Source organism: Thalassovita taeanensis (genome assembly GCF_900110775.1).
In the GTDB taxonomy this organism is placed as follows: Bacteria; Pseudomonadota; Alphaproteobacteria; order Rhodobacterales; family Rhodobacteraceae; genus Litorimicrobium; species Litorimicrobium taeanense.
The window spans coordinates 93,691-110,523 of sequence record NZ_FOEP01000001.1; the positions used below are offsets into that span (position 1 = coordinate 93,691).

Here is a 16,833-nt window from a genome sequence, read left to right on the forward strand (position 1 = left end):
TTCCGGGCAGGGGCAAGGGGCTTTCGCCGATTTCTTCAGCCGGGTTTGTGTGTGTCCTGCAAACGCTGGTGAAACTGGGTCAGCCGCTCCAGCAGCGGCGCGATCTCAGCAGCCTCGGCAGCGGTCAGGGCGCGGTCGAAGTTCAGGATTTTCGACAAGATCCCCGGACGGCTTTCGGCGTTAGCGTCAACCGGGACATCAATGATGCGCGGCTTGGGCGCGGGCGGCACCGGTTCCGCAGCCTCGGGCGTCTCGGCGCTGATCGGTGCGGCGGTGCTGTCCGGTGCGGGCGACGCAGCGGCTTCAGTCAGATCAGGTTCCGGCAGATCGGCTGACGCATCCGCAGATGTCTCCTCTGCCGGTGCCAACTCTTGCGCGGCCTTTGGCTCAGTTGGCATTTCGGTTTCCGGCGCGGGCGGTTCAGGCTCTGCGTGTGTCGGCTCGGGTGCCGTTTGCTGCAAAGGTTCATCGAACAGCTCGGGCTGATCCTGATCCGAGAGAGCCGACGCGGGGGCCAACAAGCCATCCCGGTCTGTCGCGTCGTCTTCGTCGGTGGTATCAACACCTTCGCGGTCCGGCTCTGGCTGCGCGGTCTCGACGGTGGTGCCGTCGTCTTCATCTTCGTCGGTGGGCGGCGTTGCGAACCCGGCCTTGGACTGCACCGGAAGTATCGCGGCCTTTTCCGGTTCTGGGGATGTATCACGCTTGAAGTTGAGAACCTGTGCCACAGGGGCCGGTTGTTCCGGGACTTCGATCGCCGGGCCACTTTTCCCCTCGATCACCCCGTCAACCAGATCATCCAGCGGCTGAGACATGTCGGAAACATACTGAACCCCTTGATCCCGCAGCACTTTCTGCACGCCCTTGATGGTCATGCCATCATCGTACAACAGCCGCTTGATCCCGCCCAACAGCATCATGTCCTGCGGTCGGTAGTAGCGGCGCCCCCCGGCGCGCTTGATCGGCTTGACCTGTGGAAACTTGCTTTCCCAGAACCGCAGCACATGCGCGGGACGGTCCAGCCAGTCTGCCACTTCGCTGATGGTGCGGAAGGCGTCGGGGGATTTTCCCATGTCGCGCGGCCTTTCGGATTAGCCCTTGGTCTGGGCGTTGCCGGCGGCAATCCGGTCCTTCATCAGATGCGACGGGCGGAAGGTCAGAACGCGGCGCGGGTTGATCGGAACCTCTTCGCCGGTTTTGGGGTTACGCCCAACGCGTGCTGCCTTTTCGCGCACCGAAAACGTGCCGAAAGACGAAATCTTGACCTGCTCGCCACGCACCAGCGCGTCGGACATATGGTTGAGAACGCTTTCAACCAACTGGCCAGAGTCATTGCGCGACAGACCTACCTCGCGGAAAATGGCCTCGCTCAGATCCATGCGTGTCAGAGTTTTGTCGCTCATTGAGAACCCCCATTTTTTTGTAAGCATGGGGGAATGGATTTTCCGAGTCAATATCAATGGCTTGCGCGCCGGGGTTTATACCGTGTTTTCGCCGTTACCAGCGCAGAACCACGGCCCCCCAGGCCAGGCCGCCGCCGATTGCCTCGGTTACGATCAGATCGCCGGGTTTGATCTGCCCGCGCGCAACGCCCACCGACAGCGCCAGCGGGATCGACGCGGCCGAGGTGTTGCCGTGATCCTGCACGGTCACCACGACATGATCCATCGACAGGCCCATCTTTTTGGCAGTGCCCTGGATGATGCGGATATTGGCCTGATGCGGCACGATCCAATCGACATCGCTGTCTTGCAGACCGACCTTTTCCAGCGCGGTTTCCGCGGTCGAGGTCAGTTTCTCGACCGCCTGACGGAACAGCGGATTGCCCTGCATCCGCAGTTTACCCGCCGTGCCGCTGGTGGACACGCCGCCATCGACATACAGCATCTCGCGATAGCGCCCGTCCGAGTTCAGGTCCGCCGACAGAATGCCACGATCAGCAGTGGTGCCGTCGCCCTCTGCGACCTCAAGCACGATCGCACCGGCGCCGTCACCGAACAGAACGCAGGTGGATCGGTCGGTCCAGTCCATGATGCGGCTGAAGGTTTCTGCCCCGATCACCAGCACGCGCTTGGCCTGACCCGACAGGATCAGCGCATTGGCGTTGGTCAGTGCAAAGATGAACCCGGCGCAGACCGCCTGCACATCAAAGCCAAAGCCGCGGGTCATGCCCAGCTTGTCCTGCACCATCGTGGCGACTGACGGAAAGGTCAGGTCCGGGGTCGAGGTGGCCACGACAATCGCGTCAATGTCGTCTGGTTCAAACCCGGCATCTGCAAGCGCTGCGCGGGCGGCGTGGGTGGCCAGATCGGATGTGGTTTCGCCTTCGGCGGCAAAATGGCGACGCTCGATTCCCGACCGTGCCCGGATCCATTCATCGGTGGTCTCAAGGCTGGCTTCGAATTCGCTGTTGGGGACCACACGTTCAGGAAGGTAGTGCCCGACGCCTTTAACAACGGCGCGTAAAGTCATTCTGTATCACCGCTTTCGGTCCTGTCCATTGCCGTAATCTGAACCTGTGCAGCAGCAGATGCAACCCGCGCCGCAAGTTTCTCGGAAAAGCCCGATTGTGCCAGTTGAAACGCCAGCTTGACGGCTGCGGCCACCCCGGTCGCATCGGCAGAGCCGTGCGATTTCACCACCGTGCCATTCAGCCCCAGAAACACCCCGCCATTGACCCGGCGCGGGTCGATCTTCTTTTTCAGGCGCTGCATCGAGGTATAGGCCAGCACCGAGGCCAACCGCGACAGGGGCGAGAATTTGAACGCCTCTTTCAGCAGATCGCCGATCAGGCTGGCGGTGCCTTCACCGGTTTTCAGCGCGATATTGCCGGTAAAGCCGTCGGTCACGATCACGTCACAGGCATCGCCCGGAATATCGCCGCCTTCGACAAAGCCGACGAAATCGAATCCCGCGGCCTCGGCATTTGCCCCGATCAGGTCATGTGCGGCTTTCAGCTCGGCCCGGCCTTTATGTTCCTCGGTGCCGACGTTCAGCAGACCGATGCGCGGACGCGCCAGCGCCAGACCGTTGCGGGCATAAGAGGCGCCCATCAGCGCGTATTGCAGCAGGTCCTGTTCATCGGCGCGGATATCTGCGCCGACATCCAGCATCACGTTGAACCCCTGCGGATTGCGCGACGGCCACAGAATCGCAATCGCCGGACGGTTGACCCCCGGCAGTTTGCGCAGCCGCACCATGCTCAGCGCCATAAGCGCGCCCGTGTTGCCGCACGAGACACAGACATCCGCCTCGCCCGAGCGTACAGAATCGATTGCGGACCACATCGAGGTGCCCTTGCCGTGACGCATCACGTGGCTGGGCTTGTCGTCCATCGTGACCACATCGGTGGCATCGCGGATCTCGACCCGACCCTGCAACGGTCTGCGGCGCGCAACCAGCTTTTGCAGCTCGGCGCGCGGTCCATGCAGGATAAACCCGATGTCAGGGTTTTTCTTGGCCGAACGAGAAATACCGGCAACAACTGTTGCCGGTCCCCGATCGCCACCCATGGCATCAATGGAGAGGATGGTGCGCCCGGCACCCGCTGTGAATTGATCTGTCATAGCGGTCATGCGGACGCCTGTCCCCGAATATTATGCCGCGTCTTCGTCCAGGTCGATTTCCTCAACCATGGCAACGACTTCACGGTCACTGTAATGGCCGCAGGAGGCGCAAACGTGATGCGGGCGCTTCAGCTCGCCGCAGTTTGTGCACTCGTTCGGGTTTGCCGCGACCAGCGCGTCATGTGCGCGACGATTATTGCGGCGCGACTTGGATACTTTGTTCTGTTGGACAGCCATGTCACAACCTCAATTTCCTGTGGGCACAAGGCCCGGTTTCATGTGGGTTCGTGGCACATATTCGGTCGTCGCCGACATGTCCAACCCAAAATTCGGATGAAGGCCGGAAAATACTGCGAAAACCAAAAGGCGCAAGCGGTTTTTTGCGCTGCGGCCTAGTCATCTTCCGTCAGCTTGGCACGCAGGGCCGCAAGACCGGCAAAGGGCTTGGCGTCTGCGTCGGTCAGGGCGGTTTTTCCCGGCTCGGTAAAGCTTGCCTCGCCCATTGTCGCACCTTCGGCACGCGGATACAGCGGCAGCGCCAGCGCCAGCGCCTCGATCATCACGCGGGCGGGGTCGATCTCGGGGCCCAGCGGCTCGATCGTGTCATCCTCGGGCATTTCCATCTCTTCGCCCTCGGGCGCGGGGGGCATCTCGGCCAGAAACCGCCGTTCGACATTTTCGTCGATGCGCGTGGTCACCGGAACCAGCGTCAGCACGCAGTTTTGCACCACGGTCGCCCCCAGCCGCGCGGTCATCCGCCAGTCGCGCCGCCCCTCGGCCACGATCTCACCGCGGAAACTCAGCTTGCGCAGTCCGGTCAGCCCCAATTCGGTGGCGATTGCCGCCATCATGGCGGCATCCGGGGTTAGCGCGAATCGCGTCGGGCGGTTCTGTGGCAGATCGTTGACCCGCAGGCTGTGGCTGGGCAGATTGGTCATGAACTGGACGCTTCCTTTGCTTGAACCGAAGTCATTCCTTCTGTAAGCGGGATAAAAGGCGCAACGCGTCAAGGCAAGAGGGCAACCATGTCAGGCATTGGTTTGAGGTTCAGAACAGTCATCTTCGGCGCCACGATGCTGACAATTGCAGGATGCACGGCGCTGTATCGCAATCACGGCTACGTCCCGCAGGAACAGGATCTGGCCGAAATCATCGTTGGCGTCGATACCCGCGACAGCGTGGCCGAGAACGTCGGCACCCCGTCAACCGGTGGTGTGCTGAATGACAGTGGATATTACTATGTCCAAAGCCGCGTGCGTCACTATAGCTTTACCCGCCCCGAGGTCGTCGACCGGCAGGTTCTTGCGATCAGCTTCGACAGCCGCGGCGTTGTCAGCAATATCGAGCGCTTCACCCTGGAAGATGGGCAGGTTGTCCCACTGACACGGCGCGTGACCAACTCCGGTGTAAGCAACAAGGGCTTCCTGCGGCAGTTGCTTGGCAATATCGGCAATTTCAACCCGACGGGATTGTCTGAATAATCGCAGACGCGGCGCGCCTGCGGGCGCGTCACGCGGATGACATATCTTGTATGCTAGGCCTTGCGCACTTAGGTTTTTCCTGAGGCTAGGATGAGGCGACTCGGATGCTGTCACTGAAAAAAGGCCGCTATGTCACACGTCTTGCGACGGCGCCAGATGACATTCGCGCGGCGCAGCGCCTGCGGCATCTGTGTTTTCGCGGGCAGGATGGTGAAGATGTCGACGATTTCGACAAGGTTTGCACCCACTTTCTGGTCGAAGACGCACGCTCGGGTCAACTGGTCTGCTGTTTTCGCGTTTTGCCGCTGACCGGCGGCGCCGAGATCAACCGCAGCTATTCCGCGCAATATTACGAGCTGTCAGCCTTGGCCGATTTCCCCGGTCCGATGGTGGAAATGGGCCGGTTCTGCATTCATCCGGCAGTGAAAGATCCCGATATCCTGCGCGTCGCCTGGGGGGCGATGACCCGCTATGTTGACGACAACAAAGTGGAGATGCTGTTTGGCTGCTCGTCGTTCCACGGCACCGACGAGGCCGATTACCTGGATACCTTCGCCATGCTCAAGCACCGGCATCTGGCGCCCAAGCGTTGGTTGCCGCGGGTCAAGGCGCCACAGGTGTTCCGCTTTGCGCAAAAGCTGCGCCGCAAGCCCGATGCGAAAAAGGCGATGCTGCGGATGCCGCCCTTGCTGCGGACCTATCTGTTGATGGGCGGTTGGGTCAGCGATCATGCGGTGGTCGACCCAAGCATGAACACGCTGCATGTTTTTACCGGGCTCGAGATCAACGCAATCCCACCGGCGCGCAAACGTCTGCTGCGCGGGGTGGCGGGATAACGCCGCACCGACGTTTTACCGACGCAATACCGACGTGATACCGCAACGGAGCTTGACGGGTTTGACGCCGCAGGATAGCTCGCCCACATGGCACGCGCACCCCTCCTTCAACTCTCCGACATCTCGCTGACTTTCGGCGGTGATCCTGTATTTCATGACCTGTCATTGGTCGTTCAGCCGGGCGACCGTGTCGCTTTGGTCGGGCGCAATGGTTCGGGCAAGTCCACCCTGATGAAGGTGATGGCCGGATTGGTGGAACCCGACCGCGGCAGCCGCGTCGTGTCCCCCGGCGTCAGCGTCGGGTATATGGAGCAAGATCCTGATATGGCAGGGTTTTCCACCTTGGGTGAGTATGCCGCCAGTGGGCTGCACCCGGATGAAGTCTATAAGGTTCAGATGGCGGGTGAAGGGTTGAAATTCGACCCCGACCGGCCGGTCTCAACCGCCTCTGGTGGCGAGCGGCGGCGCGCGGCGCTGGCGAAGCTGATGGCCGAAGCGCCTGAGCTGATGTTGTTGGACGAACCGACCAACCATCTGGATATCGAGGCAATCGCCTGGCTTGAGGCCGAGCTGAGCAGCACCCGCGCGGGCTTTGTCCTGATCAGCCACGACCGTGCATTTCTACGTGCACTTACCCGCGCAACCCTTTGGATTGACAGGGGAATGACGCGTCGGCAGGAAACCGGTTTTGACGGATTCGAGGCTTGGCGCGACAAGGTCTGGGAAGACGAAGACATGCAGCGGCACAAGATGGACCGCAAGCTGAAAGCCGAAGGCCGATGGGCCGTCGAAGGCATCAGTGCCCGCCGCAAACGCAACCAAGGCCGCTTGCGGGCGCTGCACGCGATGCGCGACGAGCGTAAATCACAGATCCGGCGGCAGGGCACGGCGGCGATGGCGCTGGAATCGGGACCGAAGTCCGGCAAGAAAGTCATAGAAGCTAAAAACATTTCAAAGGCTTACGGCGAGAAGGTGATCCTTGAGGATTTCTCGATCCAGATCCAGCGCGGCGACCGGGTGGCCTTTGTTGGGCCGAACGGGGTGGGCAAAACCACGCTGCTGAAAATGCTGATGGGCGACGAACAACCCGACAGCGGCACGATCACGCAGGGCACCAATCTGTTGCCCGCGGTATTTGATCAGGCGCGGGCGCAACTGGACCCGGGCATGACCCTGTGGGACAGTCTGACCGGCGATCCGGACATGCGGGTTTCGGGCAAGGCAGATCAGGTTCTGGTGCGCGGCGAACCGCGCCATGTCGTTGGTTATCTTAAAGATTTTCTGTTCGACGAGCGGCAGGTCCGGGCGGCTGTGAAGAGCCTTTCGGGCGGTGAAAAGGCGCGGTTGTTGCTGGCCAAGCTGATGGCGAAGGAAAGCAACGTTCTGGTGCTGGACGAACCGACCAACGATCTGGATATCGAGACGCTGGATTTGTTGCAGGAACTTCTGGACGACTATGACGGCACGGTGATGCTGGTCAGCCACGACCGGGATTTTCTGGACCGGGTGGCAACCACAACCATCGTGATGGAAGGCGATGGCCGGGCCACGGTCTATGCCGGGGGCTGGAGCGACTATCAGGCCCAGAAGGCTGAGATCGAAGGCGAGAAAATCACCGCAAAAACAAAAGGTTCAGCGGCAAAGTCCAAGCAATCTGACAAGTCCGCCACCAAGGCGCCGGTCAAGCTGTCCTTCGCTGAAAAGCACCGGTTGGAGGCGCTTCCCGCGGTGATTTCAAAGCTGGAGGCGGAGATTGCCAAGCTGGAAGAATTCCTGATGGCGCCGGATCTGTTTACCAAGGAACCGGTGAAATTCCGCAAAGCCACCGAAGCATTGGTGGAACGGCAGAACGCGCTGGCGAAGGCCGAGGAAGAGTGGCTGCAGCTGGAAGAAAAGGCCGCAGCAGAAAGTTAACGGGCCCGAAAATGCAGGGGGCGCAAAGCGTGCACCCCCTGTGCACCCCCCGTACACCGGGGGGGCAGACCGAGGACCCGTTAACCTTGTTGCTCAGCGCATGCGCAGAGCGCCGTCGAGGCGGATCGTCTCGCCGTTCAGGTAACCGCATTCGCAGATGAATTTGGCCAGCGCGGCATATTCGGACGGATCGCCCAGACGCTTGGGGTTGGTGACGTCCTGTGCCAACTCGGCGCGGACCTCTTCGGGCAGGCCCATCAGCATCGGGGTGAGGAAGATGCCGGGGGCAATCGCCATCACGCGGATGCCTTCGCGGGCCAGATCACGGGCCATCGGCAGCGAGGTGCCGGCAATGCCAGCCTTGGAGGCGGCATAGGCGACCTGACCTTTTTGACCGTCAAACGCGGCGACCGAGGCGGTGGAGATGATCACGCCTCGCTGGCCGTCTTCGTCGGCGTCGTTCTTGGCCATTTCAACAGCAGCAAGGCGAGCGACGTTAAAGCTGCCGACGAGGTTGATGTTGATGATGCGCTGGTAGTGCTCGAAGTTGTGAGCGCCAGCTTTGTGGATGGTCTTTTCGGCAGTGCCGATCCCGGCGCAGTTCACGACGGTGTTGATCTTGCCCATGGCGGCGACGGCCGCGTTGACCGCGTTCTGGACCGAGTCTTCGCTGGTGACATCGGTCTGAACGAAGGTCGCGCCGATCTCGGCTGCGGTTTTCTCGCCGCGCTCGGCGTCGCGGTCCAGAATGGTGACCTGAGCGCCAGCAGCGATAAAGGCGCGGGCGGTTGCCTCACCAAGGCCGGAAGCTGCTCCGGTGATGATGGCGGCGGTATCTTTCATTTGCATGGGACGTCCTCTTTCGTCGAAATTGAACAGGGTTGTTCAGTCCTGACTGTTCAGTACTGCTCAGAGTTTCGCGTGTCAAAGCTTGTTGATCAGATCAGGGTTTGTTCATCGGTCTGAAGCGGGCCATCACGGACATCTCAAGCACGGTCAGAATGATCCGGTAGATGTGGTGCAGGGTCACAATCGCAGGGTTGGCGTGCAGGCTGAGCGCGACGAGGCCCATTTCGGTGACGCCGCCGGGGGCGAAGGAAATCAGCAGCACGTCAAAGGGGGTATCGGTCAGCTGGGTCAGAGCCAGCGCGCAGAGCGTGCCGAGCGCCAGCATCCCGCCGACCGACAGCACGGTCAGCCAGGCGGCGCGGATCATCAGGCTGCCGTTGAGGCCCGCGAAGCGCATGCCCAACGAGGTGCCGATCACCACCTGAGACAGGTTGATCAGCCATTGCGGCAGGGGCAGGTCGGCCGCGCCGCTGACGGTGACGATGGCGGCGGCCAGCATCGGCCCGGTCAGTTGGGCGGCGGGCAGGTGGATTTTCGTGCCGATCCACATGCCGCCAAGGCCGATGAGCAGCACCAGAGGCAGCGCATGCAGGTCAGCCCCCGCGCGCGCCAGGCTTTGCCCCGAGGCGCTGCCGACCGGCGCGCCGTACCACATCGACAGGCCCAGCGGCACCATGGTGATCACCGCGATGATGCGCATGAATTGCTGCATGGTCAGGATGGCCACGTCTGCGCCGGCCTCTTCCCCCAGGGCGAGCGATTCCATCAGCCCGCCGGGGGTGCCAGAGTAGAAGGCGGTGGGGCGGTCATAGCCGCCGATGCGGCGGAAGATCATGTAATTCATACCGTGGGCGACAAACACGAACAGCGTGAGCATCGTGAAGGAGAGCAGCATGGAGGGGATCGACGACAGCAGGTCGGCGGTGACGCGGGTGCCGATCATCACGCCGATGATGACCATGAACACGGTGCGGATCTTCATCGGGAAGCGATAGTTCGCGGGCAGGCGGGGGGCAAAGAATACTGCAATCGTGCCCGAGCAGATCAGGCTGCCCAGCATGAACGGCAGCGGCAGGTGGATCAGCGAGGCGGCATAGCCGGTTGCGGCGGAAAAGGCGGTCAGGGCCAGTGTCAAAAGCGCAGTTTGATAGGTCATGGCCGTCTGAGCATTCCCATGTGAGAGGCCAGTTTGCAGGACTATCGGGGGGGCCGCAAGGCTGTACGCCCGCGCCGAGGCACAAAGACGCGGTGCGCAAGGATGTGGTGGGATCGGCAAAGGGGGAATGGAGCGGGTGAAGGGAATCGAACCCTCGTATTCAGCTTGGGAAGCTGCTGCTCTACCATTGAGCTACACCCGCGTGGGTGTCTGAATACAGCGGCGCAAGGTGATGCGCAAGGCGCTGATTCTGATCAGTTGCACATCTTTTTCGGCGGGTCGTTGCTGCCCCAAGGCGGGGGCAGCGGGGGCGTTTGCGGTTGTCCGGGGTTTGGGCTGTCTGGTCAGGCGTCCTTGGGGCGGAAGGCCAGCCAGATCAGCGCGCCGCCAGCCAGCATCAGGAACGGGGCCATCGCCAGGTTGACCGAGGTCCACCCCGCCTGTGCCGTGCCGCCCGAGCAGTTCATCAGCCCGCCCGAGGCCAGCGAGGCCATGGTCACGCCGCCAAAGACCAGCAGGTCGTTCAGGCCCTGCATCCGGCCACGCTCGTGCGGTTCATGCGCGCCGGCCAGCATGGTGGTGGCGCCGATGAAGCCGAAGTTCCAGCCAAGGCCCAGAAGGATCAGCGCGATAAAGAAGTTTTCCAGATTGACGCCCTGAAGCGCCACGGCGCCAGCGCCGGCCAGAATGATCAGCCCGGCTGCGACGACCTTTTCCACGCCGAAGCGGGCGATCAGGTGGCCGGTGAAAAACGACGGGATATACATGGCCAGAACGTGAGCTGTGACCACGTCGGCGGCGGTATTTTTCTCGAACCCGCAGCCGACGACGGCCAGCGGGGTCGAGGTCATCACAAGGTTCATCAGCGCATAGCTGACCATGGCGCAGATCACTGCCACGGCGATGCGCGGGGTTTTCAGCAGCTCAAGCCGGGTGCGCCCGCGCGGTGCGTCGGCGTCGGGGACCGGCGGTTTGGGGATGTCGAGGAACACGAACAGCAGCGACCCGACAAGGTTCACGCCGATCACGGCCAGATAGGCGCCAAGGAAGGGCACCACCATCGCATCGACCGTCACCTTGACCAGCTGCGGCCCGATGATCGCCGAGGCCAGCCCGCCCGCCATCACATAGGAAATCGCCTTGGGGCGGAATGCGTCGCTGGCGGTATCGGCGGCGGCAAAGCGGTAAAACCCCTGTGCCGACATGTAGGTGCCCGTGATCAGGCTGCCCAGAAGAAACACCGGAAACGAGGCCAGATACAGCCCGTAGGCGCCGACAGCCCCACCAATCGCGCCCGCCATCGTGCCGACGATGAACCCGGTGCGGCGGCCATAGCGCTGCATGATATACGACAGTGGCGTGGCCGCCAGCATCGACCCCAGAACGATCAGCGAGATCGGCAGCGTGGCAAAGCACAGGTTGGTGGCCAGCGTCTGACCGGCCAGCCCGCCGATGATGAAAATCATTGGCATCTGACTGCCCAGAATAGCCTGCGCCAGTACCAGAATGGTCACGTTCCGCTTGGCGCGGGCATCATCGGGGATAAATTCAGGGCTTGTCATACGAGATTGCTAATCACTGATCCGGGGCTTCGCAAGCGCGCAATTGTACCCCTTACTGTGCTGTCAATGTGTCTGGTCAATCACATGGGCAAACGAGCCGTGCACCCGGCCAAGGCTGAGGCCCATATCGGGCAGCTGCGTGCCCTCGGCATCGGTGGCCGCGAACAGGGCGGGGCCGGTGGCGCTTAGGGTGGTGGCATAGTGGAATTCATGCGCCGCCAATGTGCCAGAAAACGGCCCGCGCAGCGGCGTCAGGTGGCGGTAGCCCAGATGCAGTTTACGGGTCTGGAACGAGGTTTCCAGCGGCAGCAGGCCCAGCATTTCGTGCCGGGTGCCAGCTGCGTCGGTCAGCCCTTGGCCCAGGGCCATGTAGCCGCCGCATTCACCATATATAACAGTGTTTTGCGGGGCGTTTTGCAGGCTGTCGCGGAAGCGGCTTGCCGTGGCCAAGGTCCCGGCGTGAAGCTCTGGGTAGCCGCCGGGAAGATAGATGAACCCGGCCGTCGGTGCGGGGTCGTCGGCGAGCGGGGAAAACAGCCGAACCTCGGCCCCCTGCGCGCGCCAGTCGGCCAGAAGATGCGGATAGGCGAAGGCAAAGGCGCGGTCCTGTGCCACGGCAATCACCTGTGCGGGCGGGGGAATGCGCGGGCCAGGGGCGGCGGCTGGCAAGGGGGCTGTGAGCGATAACAGGGCATCGCGGTCGAGCGTCCGGGCCAGCGCGTCGGCGGCGCGGTCAAGGAAGGCGGTCAGCTCGGGGTGTTCGCTTGCCTGCACCAGGCCGAGGTGCCGCGACGGCTGCGTCAGGCCGGATTGGCGGCGCAGCGCCGCCAGAACCGGCAGGCCCAGCGGTGTCAGGGCGCGGCGCAGCATGGTTTCGTGCCGGTCGCTGCCGGTGTTGTTCAGGATCACGCCCGCGATGCGCACGGTGGGGTCAAAGCGGGCGAACCCGGCCACCAGCGGCGCGACCGAGCCTGCCATTTTTCCCGCATCCACGACCAGAATCACCGGCAGGTGCAGCAGCCGCGCGAGATCGGCAACGGCGCCTTTGCCATCGGGGGGGGCACCGTCGAACAGGCCCATCGCGCCTTCGATCACCAACAGGCCGGGGCCCGCCGCGAGTGCGCGCAGACGGGCGGGCGACATGGCCCAGGCATCAAGGTTGGGGCAGGGCTGGCCGCAGGCGGCCTCGTGAAAGCGGGGATCGATATAGTCGGGGCCGGATTTGGCACCGCGTACCGCGATCCCTTCGCGCGCCAGCAGCCTGAGCAGCGCCAGCGTGACGGTGGTTTTGCCCGCGCCCGAGGACGGGGCCGCCAGAATGATGCCGTTCACGACGCCTCGGTCGGGCGACCCCGGCCCAGCGGATCAAGGTTGCGCGGGCTTTCGCCGCGCATCTGTCCCTGCCAGTCGAGCACCTGCCGCATCAGCACCGAGCGGCCGACGCACAGGATGGCGGGCGGCTCCAGCCCGCTTTCGGCGATGTCGGCGGCCATGCGGCCCAGCGTTGTTTCCAACACCTGTTGCTGCGGGGTGGTGGCCGAGCAGACCACGGCGCAGGGTTCATCGGCGGCGCGCCCGGCGGCCAGCAGCTCGGCCGCGATGCGGTCGACATGTTTCATGCCCATGTAGATCACCAGCACCTGACTGCCCTGCGCGATGGCGCGCCAGTTCAGGTTCGACGGCGTTTCGCCGGTCTGGTCATGGCCGGTCACGAAGGTGACGGATTGGTTCACGTCGCGGTGGGTGACGGGGATGCCGGCATAGGCCAGCCCGCCGATACCCGCCGAAATGCCGGGGATGATGCGCACCGGCACGCCGTGCTGGATCAGGGTTTGCGCCTCTTCTCCGCCGCGGCCAAACACGAAGGGATCGCCGCCTTTCAGGCGCAGCACCCGCTTGCCGGACTGGGCCAGTTCGACCAGATGCAGGGAAATGTCGCGCTGTTTGGCGCTGGGTTTGCCGCCACGTTTGCCGGCATAGATGTGTTCGGCCTGCGGCGCCCAGGTCAGGATTTCCTCCTGCACCAGCGCGTCATAGATCACCACATCGGCCTGTTGCAGGGCGTTGACGGCATGCAGGGTCAGCAGACCCGGATCGCCGGGGCCTGCGCCGCACAGCCAGACCCAGCCGGGTTCAAGCTGTGGCCAGGTGCCAAAGGGAAGGGAAAACGAGTCGGTCATGCGCTCTATATGCCTGCCTTCGTCGGGGCGGTGAAGTCTGGAAACGACATATTGGCGCGGCTTGCGCGCGGGCCTATAGTCGCGCCGATGAGCCGTAAACCTGATCAAGAGCTGCGCCGGGGTTGGACCACGGGCGCCTGTGCCACCGCCGCCACCCGCGCGGCGTTGATGATGCTGTGGGGCGAGGGGCGGCCGGATCGCGTGCGCATTACCTTGCCGCGCGGCGAGCGCCCTGAGTTTGCCATTGCCGAAGCCACGCAGGGGCCGGGCTGGGCCGAAGCGGGGGTGATCAAGGATGCCGGCGATGACCCCGACGTGACCCACGGTGCGCTGATTCTGGCGCGGGTCGAGGCGGCCGGCGAGGGCGTGAGCTTTGCTGCCGGTGTCGGAGTGGGCATGGTCACCAAGCCCGGTCTGCCGATCCCGCCGGGCGAGCCTGCGATCAACCCGGTGCCGCGTCAGATGTTGAGCGACACCGTGGCGGAAATGGCGGCGCGGCTGGGGCAGGCGGGCAATATCCGCATCACGATTTCAGTGCCGGGCGGCGAGGCTTTGGCGGAAAAGACCTGGAACCCGCGGCTGGGGATCAAGGGCGGGCTGTCGATTCTGGGGACCACGGGCATTGTGCGGCCGTTTTCCTGTGCGGCGTGGATCGCCTCGATCCACCGGGGGGTGGATGTCGCGCGGGCGACGGGGCAGGCCCATGTGGCCGGGTGCACCGGGGCGACCTCGGAAAAAACGGTGCGGGCGCTGTATGGGTTGCCGGAGTCTGCCATGCTGGACATGGGCGATTTCGCGGGCGGGATGCTGAAGTATCTGGCGCGCCATCCGGTCGCGCGGGTGACGGTCGGCGGGGGGATCGGCAAGATCACAAAGTTGGCGCAGGGCGCGCGCGATCTGCATTCGGGGCGCAGCCAGGTGGACTTTTCGGCGTTGGCCGAGATGGTTGGGGATGCACGGTTGCGGGACTGTAATACCGCTTTGCAAGCCTATGATATGGCGGGGGAAAAATTGGCTTACATGGTGGCAGAGCAAGCCTTGTTGTGCGTGCGGGCCATGCTGCCGGACAGCGTGGTGGCGGATGTTGTGATCATTGATCGCGCGGGCGGTATCATCGCGCGGGCTGGCGCATGACCCTGCTGCTGTTGGCGGGCACCGGCGAGGCGCGGCGGATTGCGGCGCGGTTGGCGCAAACCGGGTATCCGGTGATCGCCTCGCTTGCGGGGGCGACGCGCGACCCCGAGGCGTTGCCGGTGGAAACCCGCATCGGCGGGTTTGGTGGCGATGAGCCGTTTCGCGACTGGCTTGGCCATGCGGGGATTGCCGCGATCCTGGACGCCACGCACCCGTTTGCCAGTCGGATCAGCCAGCGCGCCGCCCGGATCGCGCGCGAACAGCGGCTGCCCTATTGCCTGCTTCTGCGCCCGGAGTGGCGACCGGAGGCAGGGGATCGCTGGGTGTTTCTGGAGCAGGAAAGCGAGGCGGTTGATCACATTCCGGCGGGTGCGCGGGTGTTTCTGGCGACAGGGCGGCAGACCTTGGCGCAGTTCGCCAATCTGTCGGCCTGCGATCTGACCCTGCGCCAGATCGACCCGCCCGAGCAGGCGTTTCCCTTTGCCAACGGGCGGTTTCTGGTGGGGCGCCCGCCGTTTTCTGTCGAGGATGAAATGGCGTTGTTTACCAAGTTGAAGATCGACTGGCTGGTGGTCAAGAACGCCGGTGGCGAAGCGCCGCGTAGCAAGCTGATTGCGGCGCGGCGGCTTGGCCTGCCGGTGGCGGTGATCAACCGGCCAATACAGCCGGATGCGCCACAGGTGGAAACCGTCGAACAGGCGCTGAGCTGGGTGGAAAGCCTGTGATCGGGCGGATCATTCAGACGCCCGAGTGTGTGGCCGAGGGGGTGAACTGGCTTTGCGACCGCGACCCGGTGCTGGCGCGGGCTTACGCCGAGACGGGGCCAGTGCCGCTGCGCCGCAAGCCGGATGGGTTTGGGCAGTTGTTGAATGCGATTGTCAGTCAGCAGGTCAGTGTTGCCTCGGCAAATGCGATCTGGGCGCGGATGGTTGCGGTGGGGCTGGACGATCCGGCGCGGGTGCTGGCGCTGTCCGAGGAAGAGCTGCGCGCGCTGGGGCTGAGCCGCCAGAAGGCGCGATATGCCCATGCGCTGGCGGGGGCCGGGATTGATTACGCCGCGCTGCAACACGCCCCCGATCCGCAGGTGATTGCGACGCTGACCGCGGTGACGGGGATCGGGGTCTGGACCGCCGAGGTATATGCGATGTTTTCGCTTGGGCGGGCGGATGTCTTTGCGCCGGGCGATCTGGCCTTGCAAGAGGCGGCGCGCATCCTCTACCAGCTTGAGGAGCGGCCAAAGGAAAAGGCGCTGAGACAGATGGCGGTTGAGTGGAGCCCATGGCGCAGCGTTGCGGCGCGGATTTTGTGGGCCTATTACAAAGTGGCAAAGGACAGGGAAGGGATCAGATGACACGGGTTTTGCAGGCGGGCCGCAAGGGGCCGAAATCAGGTGACACACATTCGGTCGTGGTTCTGCTTCATGGGTATGGGGCCAATGGCGCCGATCTTCTGGGGCTGGCCGACCCATTGGGGGATCATCTGCCCGATACGCTGTTTGTGGCGCCGGATGCGCCAGAGAATTGCGCAGGCAGCCCCGCGGGGTTCCAGTGGTTCCCGATCCCGTGGATTGACGGCTCGTCGGAAGAAGAGGCCGAGCGCGGCATGCGCGCGGCGATCGAGGACCTGAACGCCTTTCTGGATGCGCTGCTGGTGGACGAAGACCTGCTGCCCGAGCAGATGGTGCTGTTGGGGTTCTCGCAAGGGACGATGATGTCGCTGCACGTGGCGCCGCGCCGCGAGGATGAAATCGCGGGGATCGTTGCGTTTTCGGGGCGGCTGTTGTCGCCCGAGGCGCTGAAGGACGAGGCCGTGAGCCGACCGCCGATCCTGCTGGTGCATGGCGATCAGGACGATGTTGTGCCGGTGCAGTCGTTGCCCGAAGCGGCCGAAGCTTTGCAGGAAGCCGGGTTCAAGGAGGTCTATGCCCATATCATGAAGGGCACGGCCCATGGCATCGCCCCTGACGGGTTGTCGGTGGCGTTGGCGTTCATGCGCGACAAGCTGAGCCTGTAACCCGAGGATAAGAAGCAGAATCGCAAGAAGGCTCGGGCCGCCGGTTTGGTGGTCCGGGCCTTTGTGTTTGGGGCGTGCCGATCCAGCGCTGCTTGTTTATTGGGCGGTCTTGTCGTCACATCCTTGTCGCATATGGCGGCTA

General features: G+C 63.5%; 18 protein-coding genes and 1 tRNA gene. 7 read left to right on the top strand and 12 right to left on the bottom strand.

Annotation, left to right across the window (positions count from 1 at the left end; genetic code table 11):
- Positions 1-35 precede the first annotated feature (35 nt).
- The 6 genes from BSF79_RS00420 to BSF79_RS00445 all read right to left on the bottom strand — a co-directional run bounded on the left by BSF79_RS00420 (position 36) and on the right by BSF79_RS00445 (position 4,504).
- The gene (locus BSF79_RS00420; protein ID WP_090266653.1) at positions 36-1,073 is read right to left on the bottom strand and encodes a MerR family transcriptional regulator; all 1,038 of its coding nucleotides are present in this window, start codon (positions 1,071-1,073) and stop codon (positions 36-38) included.
- 18 nt (positions 1,074-1,091) lie between these two features.
- The gene (gene ihfA / locus BSF79_RS00425) at positions 1,092-1,403 is read right to left on the bottom strand and encodes an integration host factor subunit alpha (RefSeq protein WP_090266659.1); all 312 of its coding nucleotides are present in this window, start codon (positions 1,401-1,403) and stop codon (positions 1,092-1,094) included.
- A 94-nt stretch (positions 1,404-1,497) separates the two neighbouring features.
- A complete protein-coding gene (locus BSF79_RS00430; protein ID WP_090266662.1) occupies positions 1,498-2,472 on the bottom strand; it encodes a beta-ketoacyl-ACP synthase III in 975 nt (324 codons plus the stop codon).
- Positions 2,469-3,575, bottom strand: a complete 1,107-nt coding sequence (plsX, locus tag BSF79_RS00435; protein WP_090266666.1) for a phosphate acyltransferase PlsX — start codon at positions 3,573-3,575, stop codon at positions 2,469-2,471. The genes BSF79_RS00430 and plsX overlap by 4 nt, the downstream gene beginning before the upstream one ends.
- 21 nt (positions 3,576-3,596) lie before the next feature.
- A complete protein-coding gene (gene rpmF / locus BSF79_RS00440; protein ID WP_090266669.1) occupies positions 3,597-3,803 on the bottom strand; it encodes a 50S ribosomal protein L32 in 207 nt (68 codons plus the stop codon).
- 155 nt (positions 3,804-3,958) lie between these two features.
- Positions 3,959-4,504 carry a YceD family protein gene (locus BSF79_RS00445; protein ID WP_090266672.1) on the bottom strand — a complete coding sequence of 182 codons (546 nt, stop codon included), beginning with the start codon at positions 4,502-4,504 and terminating at the stop codon, positions 3,959-3,961.
- Between the two features lie 87 nt (positions 4,505-4,591).
- Here BSF79_RS00445 and BSF79_RS00450 point away from each other — a divergent pair, with 87 nt between their 5' ends.
- The 3 genes from BSF79_RS00450 (at position 4,592) to BSF79_RS00460 (ending at position 7,797) form a co-directional block, all read left to right on the top strand.
- Positions 4,592-5,047: an outer membrane protein assembly factor BamE gene (locus tag BSF79_RS00450; RefSeq protein ID WP_090266675.1), complete on the top strand. Its 456-nt coding sequence runs from the start codon at positions 4,592-4,594 to the stop codon at positions 5,045-5,047.
- Positions 5,048-5,151: 104 nt separating this feature from the next.
- Positions 5,152-5,883, top strand: coding sequence for a GNAT family N-acetyltransferase (locus tag BSF79_RS00455; RefSeq protein ID WP_090266679.1), 732 nt, complete (start codon positions 5,152-5,154; stop codon positions 5,881-5,883).
- 87 nt (positions 5,884-5,970) lie between these two features.
- The gene (locus BSF79_RS00460; RefSeq protein WP_090266683.1) at positions 5,971-7,797 is read left to right on the top strand and encodes an ABC-F family ATP-binding cassette domain-containing protein; all 1,827 of its coding nucleotides are present in this window, start codon (positions 5,971-5,973) and stop codon (positions 7,795-7,797) included.
- A 93-nt stretch (positions 7,798-7,890) separates the two neighbouring features.
- On the opposite strand, the gene BSF79_RS00465 is transcribed toward BSF79_RS00460, so the two are convergent.
- The 6 genes from BSF79_RS00465 to cobA form a co-directional block, all read right to left on the bottom strand.
- A complete protein-coding gene (locus BSF79_RS00465; protein ID WP_090266688.1) occupies positions 7,891-8,646 on the bottom strand; it encodes an SDR family NAD(P)-dependent oxidoreductase in 756 nt (251 codons plus the stop codon).
- A 94-nt stretch (positions 8,647-8,740) separates the two neighbouring features.
- Positions 8,741-9,802: an AbrB family transcriptional regulator gene (locus tag BSF79_RS00470; RefSeq protein WP_090266692.1), complete on the bottom strand. Its 1,062-nt coding sequence runs from the start codon at positions 9,800-9,802 to the stop codon at positions 8,741-8,743.
- Positions 9,803-9,930: 128 nt separating this feature from the next.
- Positions 9,931-10,004 (bottom strand) — tRNA-Gly (locus BSF79_RS00475).
- A gap of 142 nt (positions 10,005-10,146) precedes the next feature.
- Positions 10,147-11,364, bottom strand: a complete 1,218-nt coding sequence (locus tag BSF79_RS00480; RefSeq protein WP_090266695.1) for an MFS transporter — start codon at positions 11,362-11,364, stop codon at positions 10,147-10,149.
- Between the two features lie 63 nt (positions 11,365-11,427).
- Positions 11,428-12,696: a cobyrinic acid a,c-diamide synthase CobB gene (locus BSF79_RS00485; RefSeq protein ID WP_090266700.1), complete on the bottom strand. Its 1,269-nt coding sequence runs from the start codon at positions 12,694-12,696 to the stop codon at positions 11,428-11,430.
- Positions 12,693-13,544, bottom strand: coding sequence for a uroporphyrinogen-III C-methyltransferase (cobA, locus tag BSF79_RS00490; RefSeq protein WP_090266704.1), 852 nt, complete (start codon positions 13,542-13,544; stop codon positions 12,693-12,695). The genes BSF79_RS00485 and cobA overlap by 4 nt, the downstream gene beginning before the upstream one ends.
- Before the next feature lie 87 nt (positions 13,545-13,631).
- On the opposite strand from cobA, the gene BSF79_RS00495 reads away from it, so the two are divergent.
- Genes BSF79_RS00495 through BSF79_RS00510 form a run of 4 tightly spaced genes read left to right on the top strand, consistent with a single transcriptional unit; the run spans position 13,632 to position 16,691 of the window.
- Positions 13,632-14,678 carry a cobalt-precorrin-5B (C(1))-methyltransferase gene (locus BSF79_RS00495; RefSeq protein ID WP_090266707.1) on the top strand — a complete coding sequence of 349 codons (1,047 nt, stop codon included), beginning with the start codon at positions 13,632-13,634 and terminating at the stop codon, positions 14,676-14,678.
- Positions 14,675-15,403 (top strand): cobalt-precorrin-6A reductase, encoded by a 729-nt coding sequence (locus tag BSF79_RS00500; RefSeq protein ID WP_090266710.1) that lies wholly within the window; start codon positions 14,675-14,677, stop codon positions 15,401-15,403. The genes BSF79_RS00495 and BSF79_RS00500 overlap by 4 nt, the downstream gene beginning before the upstream one ends.
- Positions 15,400-16,029 carry a DNA-3-methyladenine glycosylase family protein gene (locus tag BSF79_RS00505; RefSeq protein ID WP_090266714.1) on the top strand — a complete coding sequence of 210 codons (630 nt, stop codon included), beginning with the start codon at positions 15,400-15,402 and terminating at the stop codon, positions 16,027-16,029. Before BSF79_RS00500 ends, BSF79_RS00505 begins: the two co-directional genes overlap by 4 nt.
- A complete protein-coding gene (locus BSF79_RS00510; protein ID WP_090266718.1) occupies positions 16,026-16,691 on the top strand; it encodes an alpha/beta hydrolase in 666 nt (221 codons plus the stop codon). Before BSF79_RS00505 ends, BSF79_RS00510 begins: the two co-directional genes overlap by 4 nt.
- Positions 16,692-16,833: the final 142 nt, after the last annotated feature.

What these genes read in the sequence shown, in the direction of transcription:
- BSF79_RS00470 (WP_090266692.1), bottom strand. Translation starts at nt 9,802, where the DNA reads ATGACCTATCAAACTGCGCTTTTGACACTGGCCCTGACCGCCTTTTCC.
- plsX (WP_090266666.1), bottom strand. Translation starts at nt 3,575, where the DNA reads ATGACCGCTATGACAGATCAATTCACAGCGGGTGCCGGGCGCACCATC.
- BSF79_RS00430 (WP_090266662.1), bottom strand. Translation starts at nt 2,472, where the DNA reads ATGACTTTACGCGCCGTTGTTAAAGGCGTCGGGCACTACCTTCCTGAA.
- BSF79_RS00420 (WP_090266653.1), bottom strand. Translation starts at nt 1,073, where the DNA reads ATGGGAAAATCCCCCGACGCCTTCCGCACCATCAGCGAAGTGGCAGAC.
- cobA (WP_090266704.1), bottom strand. Translation starts at nt 13,544, where the DNA reads ATGACCGACTCGTTTTCCCTTCCCTTTGGCACCTGGCCACAGCTTGAA.
- BSF79_RS00460 (WP_090266683.1), top strand. Translation starts at nt 5,971, where the DNA reads ATGGCACGCGCACCCCTCCTTCAACTCTCCGACATCTCGCTGACTTTC.
- BSF79_RS00450 (WP_090266675.1), top strand. Translation starts at nt 4,592, where the DNA reads ATGTCAGGCATTGGTTTGAGGTTCAGAACAGTCATCTTCGGCGCCACG.
- BSF79_RS00455 (WP_090266679.1), top strand. Translation starts at nt 5,152, where the DNA reads ATGCTGTCACTGAAAAAAGGCCGCTATGTCACACGTCTTGCGACGGCG.
- ihfA (WP_090266659.1), bottom strand. Translation starts at nt 1,403, where the DNA reads ATGAGCGACAAAACTCTGACACGCATGGATCTGAGCGAGGCCATTTTC.
- BSF79_RS00495 (WP_090266707.1), top strand. Translation starts at nt 13,632, where the DNA reads ATGAGCCGTAAACCTGATCAAGAGCTGCGCCGGGGTTGGACCACGGGC.
- BSF79_RS00510 (WP_090266718.1), top strand. Translation starts at nt 16,026, where the DNA reads ATGACACGGGTTTTGCAGGCGGGCCGCAAGGGGCCGAAATCAGGTGAC.
- BSF79_RS00445 (WP_090266672.1), bottom strand. Translation starts at nt 4,504, where the DNA reads ATGACCAATCTGCCCAGCCACAGCCTGCGGGTCAACGATCTGCCACAG.
- BSF79_RS00500 (WP_090266710.1), top strand. Translation starts at nt 14,675, where the DNA reads ATGACCCTGCTGCTGTTGGCGGGCACCGGCGAGGCGCGGCGGATTGCG.
- BSF79_RS00480 (WP_090266695.1), bottom strand. Translation starts at nt 11,364, where the DNA reads ATGACAAGCCCTGAATTTATCCCCGATGATGCCCGCGCCAAGCGGAAC.
- rpmF (WP_090266669.1), bottom strand. Translation starts at nt 3,803, where the DNA reads ATGGCTGTCCAACAGAACAAAGTATCCAAGTCGCGCCGCAATAATCGT.
- BSF79_RS00465 (WP_090266688.1), bottom strand. Translation starts at nt 8,646, where the DNA reads ATGCAAATGAAAGATACCGCCGCCATCATCACCGGAGCAGCTTCCGGC.